Annotated in this window: 13 protein-coding genes; 7 read left to right on the top strand and 6 right to left on the bottom strand. The window is 61.8% G+C overall.

Annotated elements, in window-relative coordinates; genetic code table 11:
- Nucleotides 1-62: 62 nt before the first annotated feature.
- From IE079_RS04935 to IE079_RS04925, 3 genes are read left to right on the top strand one after another with little or no spacing between them, the layout of a single operon-like run.
- Complete coding sequence (locus IE079_RS04935) at nt 63-2,915, top strand: valine--tRNA ligase (protein WP_189573704.1); 2,853 nt, start codon at nt 63-65, stop codon at nt 2,913-2,915.
- A complete protein-coding gene (locus IE079_RS04930; RefSeq protein WP_227712326.1) occupies nt 2,916-3,875 on the top strand; it encodes a ketopantoate reductase family protein in 960 nt (319 codons plus the stop codon). It begins immediately after the preceding gene.
- An 18-nt stretch (nt 3,876-3,893) separates the two neighbouring features.
- The gene (locus IE079_RS04925; RefSeq protein ID WP_189573701.1) at nt 3,894-4,451 is read left to right on the top strand and encodes a cob(I)yrinic acid a,c-diamide adenosyltransferase; all 558 of its coding nucleotides are present in this window, start codon (nt 3,894-3,896) and stop codon (nt 4,449-4,451) included.
- Between the two features lie 7 nt (nt 4,452-4,458).
- On the opposite strand, the gene ampD is transcribed toward IE079_RS04925, so the two are convergent.
- Nucleotides 4,459-5,037 (bottom strand): 1,6-anhydro-N-acetylmuramyl-L-alanine amidase AmpD, encoded by a 579-nt coding sequence (gene ampD, locus IE079_RS04920; RefSeq protein ID WP_373296175.1) that lies wholly within the window; start codon nt 5,035-5,037, stop codon nt 4,459-4,461.
- A 93-nt stretch (nt 5,038-5,130) separates the two neighbouring features.
- On the bottom strand, nt 5,131-7,488 hold the full coding sequence (locus tag IE079_RS04915) for a DUF1631 domain-containing protein (protein WP_189573698.1): 2,358 nt from the start codon (nt 7,486-7,488) through the stop codon (nt 5,131-5,133).
- A gap of 292 nt (nt 7,489-7,780) precedes the next feature.
- Between IE079_RS04915 and nadC the strand changes: the two genes are divergently transcribed.
- Nucleotides 7,781-8,626, top strand: a complete 846-nt coding sequence (gene nadC, locus IE079_RS04910) for a carboxylating nicotinate-nucleotide diphosphorylase (protein WP_189573695.1) — start codon at nt 7,781-7,783, stop codon at nt 8,624-8,626.
- An 82-nt stretch (nt 8,627-8,708) separates the two neighbouring features.
- Nucleotides 8,709-10,790, top strand: coding sequence for a putative bifunctional diguanylate cyclase/phosphodiesterase (locus tag IE079_RS04905; RefSeq protein WP_189573692.1), 2,082 nt, complete (start codon nt 8,709-8,711; stop codon nt 10,788-10,790).
- Here IE079_RS04905 and IE079_RS04900 read toward each other — a convergent pair.
- The 4 genes from IE079_RS04900 to IE079_RS04885 are packed head-to-tail and all read right to left on the bottom strand — an operon-like array spanning nt 10,777 to nt 13,571.
- Nucleotides 10,777-11,112, bottom strand: a complete 336-nt coding sequence (locus tag IE079_RS04900; RefSeq protein ID WP_189573689.1) for a YqcC family protein — start codon at nt 11,110-11,112, stop codon at nt 10,777-10,779. The two genes, IE079_RS04905 and IE079_RS04900, sit on opposite strands and share 14 nt — an antisense overlap.
- 48 nt (nt 11,113-11,160) lie before the next feature.
- Nucleotides 11,161-11,856 (bottom strand): DnaA regulatory inactivator Hda, encoded by a 696-nt coding sequence (gene hda, locus IE079_RS04895; protein ID WP_189573686.1) that lies wholly within the window; start codon nt 11,854-11,856, stop codon nt 11,161-11,163.
- Nucleotides 11,853-12,410, bottom strand: coding sequence for a CDP-alcohol phosphatidyltransferase family protein (locus IE079_RS04890; protein WP_189573682.1), 558 nt, complete (start codon nt 12,408-12,410; stop codon nt 11,853-11,855). The genes hda and IE079_RS04890 overlap by 4 nt, the downstream gene beginning before the upstream one ends.
- 24 nt (nt 12,411-12,434) lie before the next feature.
- A complete protein-coding gene (locus IE079_RS04885) occupies nt 12,435-13,571 on the bottom strand; it encodes a DUF2066 domain-containing protein (protein WP_189573679.1) in 1,137 nt (378 codons plus the stop codon).
- Between the two features lie 239 nt (nt 13,572-13,810).
- Here IE079_RS04885 and purM point away from each other — a divergent pair, with 239 nt between their 5' ends.
- Both purM and purN read left to right on the top strand, forming a co-directional pair.
- The gene (gene purM / locus IE079_RS04880) at nt 13,811-14,875 is read left to right on the top strand and encodes a phosphoribosylformylglycinamidine cyclo-ligase (protein WP_189573675.1); all 1,065 of its coding nucleotides are present in this window, start codon (nt 13,811-13,813) and stop codon (nt 14,873-14,875) included.
- 5 nt (nt 14,876-14,880) lie between these two features.
- Entirely contained in the window at nt 14,881-15,546 is a 666-nt protein-coding gene (gene purN / locus IE079_RS04875) for a phosphoribosylglycinamide formyltransferase (protein WP_189573672.1), read from the top strand.
- The last annotated feature ends 77 nt before the right edge of the window (nt 15,547-15,623 follow it).

The following is a 15,623-nucleotide window of genomic DNA, read 5'->3' as shown; positions in this document are numbered from 1 at the left end:
ATGTATAATCGTGCCCTCCAATTTCCCTCGCGAATCAACCAGACGGTCACCAGAAGACACCCATGGAAAAAACCTACCAGCCAGAAAACATCGAGCGCCAGTGGTACGAAAACTGGGAATCCAAGGGGTATTTTCGCCCCAGCGGTGAAGGCCAGCCCTACAGTATCGCCATCCCACCGCCCAATGTGACCGGCAGCCTGCACATGGGGCACGCCTTCCAGCACACCATCATGGATACCCTTACCCGCTATCGCCGGATGCAGGGTCGTAACGCCCTGTGGACGGTAGGCACCGACCACGCCGGTATAGCCACCCAGATGGTAGTGGAACGCAAACTGGCTGATGAGGAAGGCAAGACCCGCCACGACCTGGGCCGCGAAGCCTTTGTCAAACGCATCTGGGACTGGAAGCAACAGTCCGGCGGCACCATTACCGGGCAAATGCGCCGGCTGGGCACCTCCGTGGACTGGAGCAACGAGCGCTTCACCATGGACGATGGTTTCTACAAGGCCGTGCAGGAAGTGTTCGTTCGCCTCCACGACGACGGCCTGGTATACCGTGGCAAGCGGCTGGTGAACTGGGATCCCAAACTGCACACTGCGATCTCCGACCTGGAAGTGGAGAACAAGGAAGAGAAAGGTCTTTTCTGGCACCTGCGTTATCCGTTGGCCGACGGCGAAAAGACCGAGGACGGCAAGGACTACGTGATCGTGGCCACGACCCGCCCGGAAACCATGCTCGGTGACACCGCCGTAGCCGTGCACCCGGACGACGAGCGCTTCCAGCACCTGATCGGCAAGCATGTCATGCTGCCGCTGGTGAATCGCCGCATTCCTGTTGTGGCCGACCACCACGCGGACCCGGAAAAGGGCTCCGGCTGCGTCAAGATCACCCCGGCTCACGACTTCAACGACTATGCAGTAGGCAAACGCAACAACCTGCCGTTGATCAACGTCATGAGTCACGACGCCAACATCCGTGCGGTGGCGGAAATATTCAATGCCGATGGCACCGAAAACACCGAGTTGGACGGCACCATGCCCCAGGCCTATGCCGGCCTGACCCGCGAGGACGCCCGCAACCGGATTGTGGCCGACATGGAAGCCCTGGGTCTGGTGGAGCAGATCGAGGACCATGTTCTGAGCGTGCCCCGGGGCGACCGGTCCGGCCTGATTATCGAACCCATGCTCACCGATCAGTGGTTCGTGGACGCCAAAACCCTGGCCAGGCCCGCCATCGAGGCGGTGGAAGACGGCCGCATCCAGTTCGTGCCCAAGCAGTACGAGAATATGTACTTCGCGTGGATGCGGGACATCCAGGAGTGGTGCATTTCCCGCCAGCTGTGGTGGGGGCACCGGATTCCAGCCTGGTACGACAGCGAAGGCAACATCTACGTGGGCCGCGACGAGGCCGACGTGCGCCGGAAGTACAGCCTGGCCGACGATCTGGCACTGCAGCAGGACGAGGACGTACTGGACACCTGGTTCAGTTCCGCCCTCTGGACCTTCGGCACCCTGGGCTGGCCGGAAATCACCGAACGCCTGAAAACCTTCCACCCCACGGATGTACTGGTCACCGGTTTCGACATCATCTTCTTCTGGGTCGCCCGCATGATCATGATGACCATGCACTTCATGAAGAACGAAGACGGCACGCCCCAGGTGCCCTTCCATACCGTCTATGTCACCGGCCTGATCCGTGACGAGCATGGCGACAAGATGTCCAAGTCCAAGGGCAACGTAATCGACCCCCTGGACATGATCGACGGTATCGGCCTGGATGACCTGCTGGACAAGCGCACCGGCAATCTGATGCAGCCGAAACTGGCCGAGAAAATCAGCAAGCGTACGAAGAAGGAATTCCCGGAGGGTATCTCCGCCCACGGCACTGATGCCCTGCGCTTCACCCTGGCCGCCATGGCGACCACCGGGCGCGACATCAACTGGGACATGAAGCGCCTGGAAGGCTACCGCAACTTCTGCAACAAGCTGTGGAACGCCGCCCGCTATGTGCTGATGAATACCGAGGACCAGGATTGCGGCGTCAACGACGAGCCGGTTGAGCTCTCCCTGGCAGACCGCTGGATCACCAGCGAACTGCAGAACTGCGAGCAGGATGTTATCCGTCATCTGGACCAGTACCGTTTCGACCTGGCGGCCTATGCCCTGTACGAGTTCATCTGGAACGAATACTGCGACTGGTACCTGGAGCTGTCCAAGCCGGCGCTGAATGACGACAACGCCAGTGCCGAGGCCAAACGGGGCACCCGCCGTACCCTGGTGCGGGTGCTGGAAGCCGTGCTGCGGCTGGCCCACCCGATCATGCCGTTCATCACTGAGGAAATCTGGCAGCGCATCGCGCCCCTGGCCGGCAAGAGCGGCGACAGCATCATGCTGCAGCCCTTCCCGGAACCGGACAGCAGCAAGCAGGATGCCGCCGTCGCCAAGGACATTGAGTGGCTCAAGGGCGTGATCGTGGCGGTGCGCAATATCCGCGGCGAAATGAACATTTCCCCGGCGAAACAGATTCCGGTACTGCTGCGCGGGCAGGACGACGAAGACCGCCGGCGCATGAACGACAACAGTCAGTTCCTGATGTCCCTGGCCAAGCTGGAGAAACTGGAGTGGTTCGAAGGCGACAAGGCCCCCATGTCCGCTACCCAGCTGGTGGGCGAGATGGAAGTACTGGTGCCCATGGCCGGCCTGATCGACAAGGATGCCGAGCTCAAGCGCCTGGACAAGGAACTGGAACGCCTGCAGAAGGAAATCGGCCGCCTGGAAGGCAAGCTGGGCAACGAAAAGTTCACCGCCAAGGCGCCGGCCGAGGTGGTGGAGAAGGAGCAGGAAAAACTCCACGATGCCCGGGGCAGCCAGCGGCGCCTGAGTGAGCAGCGGCGCGAGATCGAGGCCATATAGGTGCCAATTTCACGCACGTCCAGCAAGCCTTCCCAGTCCGGTGTCGAGGATGAAAACATCGCCATCCTCGGCGCCGGTGCCCTCGGTCGCCTGTGGGCCGCTTACCTGCCCGCCGACACCACCGGTTTTGTGCCGCGCAACGCCACCACCCTGTCCTCCTTCAGGCTCAACTACCGCCTCCAGGACAGCGATGGGCGGGAACACACCATCGTTCGCCGCTGGCTGACCGGGCTGTCCGGGACCACGCTGTTACTGGTCACCACCAAAGCGGGAGACACCGTCGACGCCCTGGCGGAGATCATCGACCGTCTGCCCGAATCCTGTCCCATTGTGCTGTTCCAGAATGGCCTGGGCAGCCAGCAGGAAGTCGCCGACCGCTGGCCCCGACGCCCCGTGCTGGCCGCCAGCACCACCGAGGCGGCCAATCGCCCGGCGCCGGACCGGGTTGTCCACGCTGCCCGCGGGCATACCTGGATCGGTGCCCTGACCGGGAACGCCGTCGGCCTGTCCGCAACGGTCATCCGTCAGTTGTCCCGGTCAGGCCTGGAAGTGCGGGGGGAAGAACGCATTCTGGAACGGCTGTGGGGCAAACTCGCGGTGAACGCCGGCATCAACCCGTTCACCGCGATTCTGGACTGCCGCAATGGCGACATACTCGAGTCATCGCTGTTCCTCGACCACATCGACGCCCTTTGCGAAGAACTGGCCAACCTGATCAGGGCCGAGGGGCTGCCGCCCCACTCGCCCGAGGAACTGCGGGACGACATCGAACGGGTCGCCAGGAATACGTCTGCCAATACCTCGTCCATGCGCGGCGACTTCCAGGGCGGCCGTGCTACCGAGATCGACTACATTAACGGCTATGTGGCCAGGCGCTCCCGGGAGCTGGGGCTGGCGGCACCAGTGAACCAGATGCTCACCGACAGAGTAAAACAGCTGGTATCTCATCCTTCCCACTGACCGTTCCGGAGTTCCTTCATGGGCAACCGACTTTCGAAGATCTATACCCGCACCGGTGACGATGGCTCCACCGGCCTGGCCGACGGCAACCGCATCGCCAAGAATGCCCAGCGGGTGGAAGCCATGGGCACCGCTGACGAACTCAACTGCCATATCGGCCTGCTGGTCGAGCAACTGGACGGTGAGGAACAACTGGCTGACGCCATGCGCCGCATCCAGCACCACCTGTTCGACCTGGGCGGCGAGTTCGCCATCCCCGGTAGCAGGGTGATTGGTGAACAACATATCCAGTGGCTGGAAGACACCATGGACGGCCACAACGCGGACCTGCCCCCGCTCAGGAACTTCGTGCTGCCCGGGGGCTCAATGGCTGCGGCTCAATGCCACCTGGCCCGGGCTGTCTGCCGTCGGGCGGAACGGGTGGTGGTGGCTCTCAGTCATGAAGACTCGATCAACCCCGATGCCCGTCATTATCTGAACCGTCTTTCAGACCTGCTGTTCGTGGTGGCCAGGGTACTGGCACGGCGCAATGGCCGCGATGAAATACTCTGGGAACAGCAACGCTCCGAAATCTGAGCGCTGCTCAGCTGCCCAGCAACCGGCGGAAATGCCGCCAGTCAAAGGCGGGACCGGGATCCGTCTTGCGCCCGGGGGCAATATCACTGTGGCCGGCTATGCGGTCTTCCGTTATTGCCGGCCAGGCGGCCATGATCTCACGGGTGACCTCCGTCAACTGACGGTACTGGTCAGCCGTGTAGGGAATATGGTCCGCCCCTTCCAGCTCAATGCCGATTGAGTAATCATTACATTCCTCCCGCCCGCAGAACACCGATCGCCCCGCGTGCCAGGCCCGGTCCCGCAGACTGACAAACTGCAGCAACTCACCATCACGACGAATCAGCAGGTGGGACGACACCTTCATGCCGCCGATTTCCTCAAAGTACGGGTGGGCTGACGTATCCAGCCGGTTACAGAAGAAGTCCTCGATGTGTGAACCACCGAACTGCTGCGGCGGCAGGCTGATGTTATGAACCACCAGCAGAGAGATGTCGTCCTGATCCGGCCGGGGGCCGAAATTGGGTGACGGGCACCAGCGGGCCTGCGGAAGGCGGCCGGATTGCCTCAGCTCGGAAGGAAAGCGGGGGTATTCGGGTTCAGACACGGAGTTCCTGCGGATTACGACGAAATGGATCCCCGGATTGAACCACAAAGGTCCCGCCGAGGCGAGTGCAGTTCGCCCTCACGCTCAGCTCAGTCAGTCCCGGCGGTTGTGACGGAGATTGTCGATAATCGACTCCAGCGCCCTGTCGAAAATGAGGCCATCATCCAGCAGGGTGATCTTGCCTTCCGACAAGGTCTGGGCCAGCTCACCCTGGAGATACTCGGCTACCTTGGCACCGTTGCGGTTGACGAAGATGTACTTGCCGGTCGCCCGGATAATCGCCGCCAGCTTGCAACGCAGACGACCATTGTCCCGGGGCATTTCCATCCAGCAGCCCACCCGCAGGCCGGCGGCCTTTTCCATCCACACCGGGTCTGGTTCCCCAGCGGCTGTGGCTGGTGCGGTTTCCGCCGGCTTTTCGGGTACCTCGGTGGTACCGGCCTTGGCAACAGCCGGTTCGGTAACCGGATCTGACGTTTGCGGGGCTTCGTCTGCCTTCAGCGTTGCAGGTTGATCCGGCTCGGCAACCGGTGCCATGTCCGCCCCGGCGTTTTCCGGCAGCGGATCGGCGGCCACTTCATCCGCCGGACCGGAAGGCAGCTCTTCCTCGGGGGGCGTTTGCGGGGGCCGCGTCACCAGCCCCTGCAGTACGTCCACATGAGCGAGTTCCAGATCACGAATTGCCGCATCAATGGCAAACGGGTCCCAGGAGATTTCATGAAGCCCGTTGCGCAGGGCATCGGTAATGCCGGGAATCGCCTTGAGAAGATCATCCCGGGTGGACTCTTCCACCGGTTGCGGGTCCAGGCTCCAGGCGAGCCGGATGGTCAGGTCGGTGGCTTCCTGCCAGGCCACCGACTTCTCGCCTTCCCGCAGGAATAACCACTCCAGGTACTTGCGCCAGGGCTCGTTGACAATCGCCCGGGCACGGTCTGGCACGTCATAGGTCTCCAGCAGACCATCCAGCAGCGTTCTGATCTTCTCGCGGGCCAGCTCGTGCCGTGCCCTGCCTTCTTCCGCGTCACGCAGGCGCTGTTCCACCAGTTCACGGCGACGACGGTCCAGGTCCATGAAGTGCTGGAAATCCTTGAGCAGCTCGTCGAACAGGCCCACATTGTCGGTAAATTCGTTCAGCAACCGCTCAACGACACTTTCAACCTTTTCCTTCAGCGGATCACGCTGGTTGTCGCCACGGGGTGTCCAGCCAATACCCGCCATGGCCAGCTCGTTCAGAAGCTTGCGGGCGGGATGACCACCACGGTTGAAGAAACTGCGATCGATCAGGGCGACCTTGACCACCGGAATCTGCAGACGGCCGATCAGCATCTTCATCACCGCAGGCAACTGGCGGTCGTCCAGGATGAATTCGAACAGCATGGCCACCAGGTTAATGACATCGCCATCCACCTGGTTAACCGGCAAGCTGCGGCCAGGCCCACGATTCAGTGCCCGCGCCAGCAGTTCAGACAGGGGGACCACCTGGCCATTCTCGCTGGTCATGGCGGAGCCCTGCAGCCCCCCCAACTGACTCATCAGGTCGCCGGTGCCCAGTTCTCCGGCACCACTGGCTCCCTGGGACACGCCATGGCCCGAACCCGCCTGACCGCCATCACTGCCGTGCAGCAATGCGGTAAGTTCGGAGAAAGTCACCGAGGACTCACCCTCGGCGCGGTCGGCGCCGGTAACGCCAGTATTGGTGGCACCACCAGAGCGGGACGGCGGCACCGAGCGCCCTGGAGCCGCCCGGTTTTGCGGCGTTGCGGCAGGCGGGCGCTTCAGGTCCGGCAGCACACCCTCAGCCACCAGCAGGTGGTTGGCATCCTGGTAGAGGCTGCTCAGGCGATCCACCAACAGCCGGTCGAACAGCTTGAGAACCACCAGGCGGGCACGGATGTCGATGTCCAGCTCGCCACTGGCTTCACCCAGGCCTGTACAGATCACTTCCGGGCTCAGGGGCATCTGGCGGTCGGCAAGCTCACGGTGTCCGGAAACATGAGCAAACCGGACGCTGAGCAGACGAACCGGCTCAGCGTAACGGGTAGCCAGCTTGTTGATCAGGCTGTCAATGGCCACTTTCTGTTCCAGTTCACCGTCATCGAGCAGTGACAGCGAATCCTGGTCCACCTCCTCCAGACCCCGACTACGGGGCATGGGATCAAAACGGCCGATTTCGTTGAAAGCCCGTGCCACCCAGCCGAGCATGGTGTTGGTCATGGCCTTGCGACGCAGGCGCAACTCCCGCATGGCGTCGAAGTAGGCGATCTGGTCCTGGTTGGAGCCGGCGCGATCCGCCATGCCGAACAGCACATCATCAGCACTGTCGAAAAATTCCGACATCACCGTGCTGAGGGTGCGCGCAGAGGCATCCCTCAGACGAATCAGCGCAGGGGGTAACTCGACACGCGGTCCCTGCGCTTCTCTGAGACTGACTACCTTGCTTTGCTGTGCCATGACATCAGGCCCCGTTTAACATTGGTTAACACTTCACTTGCTATCATAGGCTTACACTCCGTCAATATGTGTCAGTTTTTGTCACCATTTGTGAACACCGGAACGGCATCACAATTCTGACAGGCGGCTCCGTATTCCAGGCCTCAGAAGTGATCTGACTGGTCGCCATTCAACAAGAACTGACGTACAACGTCACCGCCTGGAACGCTCGAAAAAGCCACAGGGTGTTTCCAGTGAACGGCCCGGCCGATACAATCAGCGGCCCGATTCGACCAACCGGAAACCCTTTGCCATGACACCCCTGTCCAACGAGCTTTTGCGTCAGTCCCGTATCGAGTCCGTGGCCCTGACTTTGCGGGAAGATATCGGTGATGGTGACATTACCGCAGCCCTGATCCCGGAGTACCGGCTGGCCCAGGCCCGGGTCATCACCCGGGTACCGGCGGTTGTTGCCGGACAGGCATGGGTCGACGAAGTCTTCCGCCAGATCGATCCGGCGGTCACGGTCACCTGGCATGTGTCGGACGGTGAGCAGGTGTCAGCGGATCAGACCCTGTTCACCTGCGAAGGTCCGGCCCGCAGTCTGCTCACCGGTGAGCGATCGGCCCTGAACTGGCTGCAGACCCTGTCCGGCGTTGCCACCCGGTGCCAGCAGTTCGCCGATCAGGTGGCCCATACCGGAGTGAGGCTGCTGGATACTCGCAAAACCCTGCCGGGGCTGCGTCTGGCAGAAAAGTACGCAGTGACCTGCGGAGGCTGCTATAACCATCGTATAGGCCTGTGGGACGCGTTCCTGATCAAGGAAAACCACATTGCCGCCTGTGGCTCCATTGCCGAAGCGGTCCGGCAGGCACGGCAGATAGCCCCGGGGCGGCCGGTGGAAGTGGAAACGGAAGACATGCACGAGCTGCAGCAGGCGATGGAGGCCGGTGCGGATGTGATCATGCTGGACGAGTTTTCCCTGGCGGACATGAAAACCGCCGTGCGGATGGCCGCGGGAACCTGTCGTCTGGAAGCGTCCGGCGGCATCAATCGGGACACCCTGGTACCCATTGCAGAAACCGGTGTCGACTATATATCCATAGGGACACTGACCAAGGATGTGGAAGCCATCGATCTGTCCATGAGACTTCGCTAAGGGACACTCGGCCAGCCCTCACCCGGGCTGACGTCAAATGATAATCGGGCGAAACGGAAAAGCCGGGCACAGGTAGGGATACGTGAACAGATCCAGGACTATACAAAACCGAGAACGATGGTTAGCCATCGTTGCCGACAGCCTTGTCAGCCTGGTGGTACTGGCACTGGCTCTGAGCCCCCTGATGCTCCTCACGGCACCGAAAGTGCCTATCGAGCGGGAAGCCCTGATGCAGTTCCTGTGGTCCGCCGGGCCCGCCATGCTGATTCTGGCCGGCACCTTTGTTTACGTACGCGCACTGCTGCGGGAACGCCGCCGGATCGAGTCTCGCCTGGAAGACGTGGTGGAGGAGCGCACCCGCGAACTGCAGGCCATCAACCAGGAACTCCGCGACGAAATTTTCGTACGCCAGCAGGCAGAGCGCTCGTTCCGTCGGTCCTCGCGGCACTTCCGGGCGCTGTTCGATACCGCGGCGACCCCCATCATGCTGATCGATTCCGGTTTCCGCATCCGCCAGTGGAACGCCTCGGCCGAAACACTGTTCGGTTACAGCCGCGACGAGGCCGTGGGCCGTCACCTGATCGAGACCTTTATCCCGGAGGAATACCGGGACGAAATGAGCTGGAAAATCCTCAAGACGCTGGGCGCGGGCGCCAATAACCGGGAAATCCTGGAAACCGGTATACAGGCCTACGACGGCACCGACCACATCATTCTCTGGAACCTGAACCTGCTGCACGATGAGGAAGATGACCGCCAGCAGCTGATTCTGATCGGGCAGAACATATCCGAGATCCGCAAGACCCAGGATCAGCTGCACTACCTGGCCCACTTCGACGTGCTGACCGGTACCGCCAACCGCCGTCTGTTCGAGGACCGCTGCCGCCGGGCCCTGGCCAGCGCCGACCGTCATGGCCACAACTGTGCGCTGATCGGCCTGGACGTGGATCACTTCAAGCGCATCAACGACACCCTGGGCCACGATGCCGGCGACACTCTGTTGAAAACCCTGTCGCAGCGGCTGAAGGAGAATGTGCGTGAGGAAGACACCATCGCCCGCCTTGGCGGCGACGAGTTCGCCGTGCTGCTTCGCCATGTCAGTGGAGCGGAGGGCTGCGAAAAGGTTGCCAGAGGTATTCTCGAAGCCATCACCGAGCCGGTGACCGTGCCCGGCGGTGAACTGGTCATTACCTCCAGTATCGGTATCACCGTGGCCCCCGATGACGGAACCAGCTACGAGCGGCTGCTCAAGAACGCCGATATGGCCATGTACCGGGCCAAGAAGGCCGGCCGCAACAATATCCAGTTCTTCAGCGAAGAAATGAACCAGGAAGTTCAGCGACAGATGTCCCTGGAACAGGAGCTGCGTGCCGGTATCCGTGCGGGCGAGTTGGTGCTGCATTATCAGCCGGTGCTTGATGCCCGCAGTGGCGAGATTGTAGGGCTGGAAAGCCTGCTGCGCTGGAATCATCCCGGGCGCGGCCTGCTGACGCCGAAAGACTTCCTGGAAGTGGCGGAACAGAGCGGACAGCTCCACGCCATCGGTGAGTGGATCTGCAACAATGCCTGCCTGCAGGCCCGCGCCATCCAGACCATGAGCGGCACCCCGGTGCGCATCAGCATCAACCTGTCCTCCCGCCAGTACAATCACCCTCACCTGGCGGATGAACTGCAGCGCACGATTACCGACACCCGTATTGATCCGGCTCTGCTGATGGTCGAGATTGATGAAAGAATCCTGTCGGACCGCCTGGAGGAAACGGCGGCGGTGCTGCACAAGCTGAAGGCCATTGGTATAGGCCTGACCCTGGACCGGTTCGGCAGCGGCTTGTCATCGCTTACCCTGCTGAGGGAGCTGCCGTTCGATCAGGTCAAGATTGATTCCGCCCTGTTACATCGGGCGCCCGGCGACGAGAACACCGCAGCCATCACTCACACGCTGATCAGCCTGGCGCGGCAGTTGTCGTTGACGGTGGCGGCCGCCGGCGTGGAGAGCGAGGAGCAGGATCGTTTCCTGCGACAGTCGGGGTGCCATCTGTTCCAGGGGCACCGGTTCAGCCCACCGGTATCCAGCGACCAACTCGCCGACCTGTTCGCCGAAGTGCGTCAGGGGCGCCGGCTACTGCCGGAAATACCGGACAACCCGGCGGTCAGGAATCGCTGAGCAGTGTGTCAATAGCTTCGAGCTCACGAACCAGGCCATCACCGGATTCCGAGCGGCCACGAAAGTGCTCTTCCGCCATCGGCGCAATACCGGAAACCCCGGGTAGCCCATGCCCCTGCTCCACGATGAAGCGCATGCGCTCCAGGAACACGAACTGCAACCACTCGGTGAATTCCAGGGTATCAATGCAGAATGGCTGGCTGCTGGCCAGAGCCTCTGCGGAGGGTGGCTCGGTGGACCACACCTCGATCCGGCGCATTTCTATTTCGACACCCAGAAGGCGATCGGCCACTTCTGAAAACAGCTCTGTGGATGCGCTCATGGGCGGGGTTCCTCTCTCGGTAGGCGGCACGGACAATCGGCAAGCATCTTACCACCCCATGACCGACTTCACGAAAGGGATGGTCAGCCGCCGCTGAGCCTGGAGGGAGTTCTCGTCAAGCTGGTCAAGAATGGATAACAATACCCCCAGGCGCCGGGAAGAACGACGCATGATAAAACCGGCCACCTCGTCGTTCAGCACCAGCCCCCGCTGTTCAGCCCTGGCCTGCACAATGGTCACCCGATCGTCATCCCGGTAGGTGCCCAGCTGGACCAGCAACCCTTCCTGAAAGCGTGAGCGCAGATCCGCCAGGCTGAACGCCTGAGCGGCCGGAGTGTCGTTCAGGGTAATCATTATCTGATGGCCCAGGTCCCTGGCCCGGTTATAGAGGTGGAAAAGGGCTTCCTCCCACTCGGGCAGCCCAATAACCAGATGCACATCATCAAGGGCGATCAGTTCCATGGCTTCAACCCCGGACAACGCCTGTGGCCCCAGCTCCCGCAATTCGGCAAGACTGAAACACGAGGCACTGCGCCCGGTGTTTTCGTATTCATGGCAGGCCGCCTGCAGCAGGTGGCTCTTGCCGGTATCCTCATCACCGCAGATCACCAGCAGCGGATGCGCCGGGTCACCACAGGCAGCACGAATCAGCGATGCCGCCGTGGCGTTGCGTTCGCCGTGGAAATTGGCCCAGCGGGCATCGTCTCTCAGACGCACCCCCAGCGCCAGCTGTGTACCGCTCATGACACCCTGCTCCTGGCCGCGCGTATACCCCAGGAACCAACGTAGTGGAGCCCACTCACCAGGGCCATGAACGCCACCGCCCAGATGGCGACTTCATGGGGTCTGGCGGGCAGATCCAGGCCGGCCTCCCAGAACATCACCGCCAGAGCCGCGAGAATCTGCACCAGCGTGTTCAGCTTGCCGAACACGCTGGGCCGGACCTCAAACGGACCGATCAGACGGTGGAACAGCAATCCGCCTCCGACAATCAACAGGTCACGCCCCAGAACCAGCACGAACAACCACATGGGAAGCACGCCGGTAACACTGAGCATCAGGTAGGCGACAACCAGTAGCAGCTTGTCGGCCAACGGATCGGCGATCGCCCCCAGCCGGCTTTTCCAGCCATATACCCGCGCCAGGAGACCATCCAGCCCATCGGTGGCGGCCGCCACGAAAAACAGCACCAGAGCGGCCTGGTGATTGTCGTCCGCCAGCATCCAGGCGAACGGGATCACCAGAAGAATCCGCAGAAAAGTCAGTCCATTGGGTATCCACCGCCAGCGATTCAACATCGGGTCCTTCTTCCTGACTCCGGTTTATTGGTCTGCCTCTCCGGAGGGTGCCACTGCGGCACTCTGCCAGCGATAGCTCAGTATTGGCGACGTATCAGCTTCCTGCCCGGAACGGTCACCGCTGTCGCCATCCAGTGCCCGGAAACGATCGTCGAGGGCGATGTTCTGCTGGAGCTGGGCGACTTCCCCGGTATGTTCTACGCGAAACACGATCCTGTCCGGGGTCACGGTCATGGCTCCCACGGACTCCACCGGATTCAGCTGTGACAGGGCACGCTTGATGGCCGCATAGTCCGAGGGTGAACGAACACCCTCCACCGCCAGGCGAAGATAGGGGCCGGTATTGATGGCACCACCTGTCACCGCATAGCGGGAAGCCAGCTCTCCGGCCAGGGTATCCACCAGAGCACTGGCCAGCGCTGACGGGTTGTCGGCCGTCACCGAACCGGACTGCTCAATGCCCCGCCCCCGGTACTGCCAGCTTGCCTGCCAGCCACCATTGCGACGAATGACACGCACCACCGCCAGCAGATCATGATCAATGCCGGAGGAAGCCCGGGAAATCTGCCCCATGAACTGACCCCAGACCTCGGACAACAAGGTGCGATCGGAAGCCCGGTCCGCCGGTGGCAACACCAGCGGCAGGCCGCGGACGCTGGCACGATCCCTGATCAGTGCCGACCAGCCCTGTTCCGACGACTCGCCGGTCTCTACCAGCAGGCCCCGGTCGCCGCCATCCTGAACGGCAATCCAGGCCAGGGTCAGCGGTCGGTTCATACCCCACACCGGCGCGCCGGTTTCGGCCAGAACACGGTTCACGGCCCGGGCTGAAAAGGTCATCTGCAGACGGTCATCGTTATTGTCGCCGGACACCATCTGAGAGCTTTCAAGCAGCGACCGGGCATCCTCCAGGTGAGCTTCCATACCGTCCCGACCGGTCACATTCCGGTCACCGGAAACCCGCACCAGTACCCGTTCAAGGCCAGCCTGATGGGCCTTTGCCAGCTGAGACTCGCTCTGCCCGGAAACCGGGACCGTCGCCTGGTAAAGGTCGCTGACGACAACAGCATGGGCCCCGGAAACCGGCACCAATGACCACAGCAGGGCCACCACGATGACGACACCCCGAAACAGACGGTTCTCTTTATGCGTTACAGCCATGATTCTCCCTGCAATACACGGACGGGACACCAGTGTCCCTTCAGACATGTTTTTCGATTGTCAGCGGGCCTGTGAGAAGGAACACTAGAATACACGAAGGCCGATAGCCTGAGTAGCAACCAGACGCCGGCGCAGTATCCGGGAAAGCCCCGACGTGCGGCCAATCATATTTGGAGCCATTCACGGCAACTGGTAAAATTCCGCGCTTACCATTACCGACCAACATGGCTGATCCTAACATGAGCGAACAGAAGCCCTCCCTCACCTACCGCGATGCCGGCGTGAATATTGACGCCGGCAACGATCTGGTAGACCGCATCAAGGACACGGCAAGGCGTACCCGCCGTCCGGAAGTGCTCGGGGGCCTAGGTGGCTTCGGCGCCATGGTCTCGTTGCCCACCGGTTACCGGGAGCCGGTGCTGGTGTCCGGCACGGACGGGGTCGGCACCAAGCTGCGTCTGGCCATGCAGTTGCAGAGCCACGACACCATCGGCATCGACCTGGTGGCCATGTGTGTCAATGATCTGGTCGTCGGTGGTGCCGAACCGCTGTTTTTCCTGGATTACTATGCCACCGGCAAGCTCAATGTGGAGGTGGCCGCCAATGTGGTAGAGGGTATCGGCAAGGGGTGCGAGCTCGCCGGCTGCGCCCTGGTGGGTGGTGAAACAGCGGAAATGCCGGGCATGTATGAAGGTGATGACTATGATCTGGCCGGCTTCTGCGTTGGTGTGGTAGAGCGGGACGACGTGATCGATGGCACCCGGGTACAGCCCGGCGATGCCCTGATTGCCCTGGCCTCCTCTGGTCCCCACTCCAATGGCTATTCACTGATCCGCAAGATCCTGGACGTGGCCAATGCCGACCTGGATCAGCCCATGGGCGATGAGACCCTGGCAGAATGCCTGATGGCACCGACGAGAATTTACGTCAAAAACCTTCTGCAACTGATTAAAACCGTTGATGTTCACGCCATGTCTCACATCACCGGTGGGGGGTTTCCGGAAAACATTCCCCGGGTACTCCCCGACGGCACCATTGCCGCCATCGATACCACCAGCTGGCAATTGCCGGCAGTGTTCCAGTGGCTGAAGGACAACGGTGGCGTGGCGGACGCGGAAATGTACCGCACCTTCAACTGCGGTGTAGGCATGATTGTTTGCGTACCCGAAGATCAGAAAGCGCTGGCACTGGATACCCTCAGCGCCCTGGGTGAGAACGCGTGGCAGATCGGCACCATCGAGGCGGGGGGTGATGCCTCTGACCCGGCGCGGGTGCGCTATGCTCCGGGCCTGATGGAGGAATGAGCGGTATGCAGGCAGATCCGGTAGACAAGCCCCGCATCCTGGTTCTTGCATCCGGCAGCGGCACCAACCTGCAGGCGCTGATCGAAGCCTCCCGGGAGCGGGACTTCCCCGGAGACATTGTCGCCGTGGGCAGTAACCGGCCTCAGGCCTTCGCCCTTGAGCGCGCCGCGCAGGCAGGCATCGAAACCTTCACCGTGGATCACACCCGATATGAGACCCGGGAGGCCTTTGATAACGCTCTGCGACTCGAACTGGAGCGTCGCCAGCCGGATCTGGTGGTTCTGGCCGGCTTCATGCGCATCCTGACCGAAGACTTCGTACGCGCCTTCCAGGGGCGCATGATCAACGTACACCCCTCCCTGCTGCCCAGATACCGCGGCCTGAACACCCATCAAAGGGCGCTCGATGCCGGGGATGAGGTGCATGGCGTGTCCATTCATTTCGTGACGGAAGATCTGGATGGTGGCCCGGTGATTGCCCGCGCCGAGGTGCCCGTCAGGCCTGGCGACACCGCGGAGACCCTGGCAGAGCGGGTACAGGCTCGTGAGCATTTACTCTACCCCATCGTTATCCGATGGTTCTGCGAAGGCCGCCTGCAGCTGGCCGGCAACGACCGCATACTGTTCGACGACGTCCCGGTGCCGGAGGCACTCACGCTACCCGCCGCCTGAGTACGACAACCCCGTGTTCCGGATAACCATTGCGGGTGACAGAATGGTCATGGGAACACCGGGGGACAATCGATACA

Origin of the sequence: Marinobacter zhanjiangensis (assembly GCF_014651935.1) — a bacterium.
GTDB classification, from domain to species: Bacteria; Pseudomonadota; Gammaproteobacteria; order Pseudomonadales; family Oleiphilaceae; genus Marinobacter; species Marinobacter zhanjiangensis.
The sequence above is the reverse complement of the archived record's forward strand: the minus strand, read 5'-3'. Positions and strand labels throughout refer to the sequence as shown.

Coding starts and splice junctions, on each gene's coding strand:
- IE079_RS04935 (WP_189573704.1), top strand. CDS start 63: ATGGAAAAAACCTACCAGCCAGAAAACATCGAGCGCCAGTGGTACGAA.
- IE079_RS04925 (WP_189573701.1), top strand. CDS start 3,894: ATGGGCAACCGACTTTCGAAGATCTATACCCGCACCGGTGACGATGGC.
- IE079_RS04915 (WP_189573698.1), bottom strand. CDS start 7,488: ATGGCACAGCAAAGCAAGGTAGTCAGTCTCAGAGAAGCGCAGGGACCG.
- nadC (WP_189573695.1), top strand. CDS start 7,781: ATGACACCCCTGTCCAACGAGCTTTTGCGTCAGTCCCGTATCGAGTCC.
- IE079_RS04900 (WP_189573689.1), bottom strand. CDS start 11,112: ATGAGCGCATCCACAGAGCTGTTTTCAGAAGTGGCCGATCGCCTTCTG.
- hda (WP_189573686.1), bottom strand. CDS start 11,856: ATGAGCGGTACACAGCTGGCGCTGGGGGTGCGTCTGAGAGACGATGCC.
- IE079_RS04890 (WP_189573682.1), bottom strand. CDS start 12,410: ATGTTGAATCGCTGGCGGTGGATACCCAATGGACTGACTTTTCTGCGG.
- IE079_RS04885 (WP_189573679.1), bottom strand. CDS start 13,571: ATGGCTGTAACGCATAAAGAGAACCGTCTGTTTCGGGGTGTCGTCATC.
- purM (WP_189573675.1), top strand. CDS start 13,811: ATGAGCGAACAGAAGCCCTCCCTCACCTACCGCGATGCCGGCGTGAAT.
- purN (WP_189573672.1), top strand. CDS start 14,881: ATGCAGGCAGATCCGGTAGACAAGCCCCGCATCCTGGTTCTTGCATCC.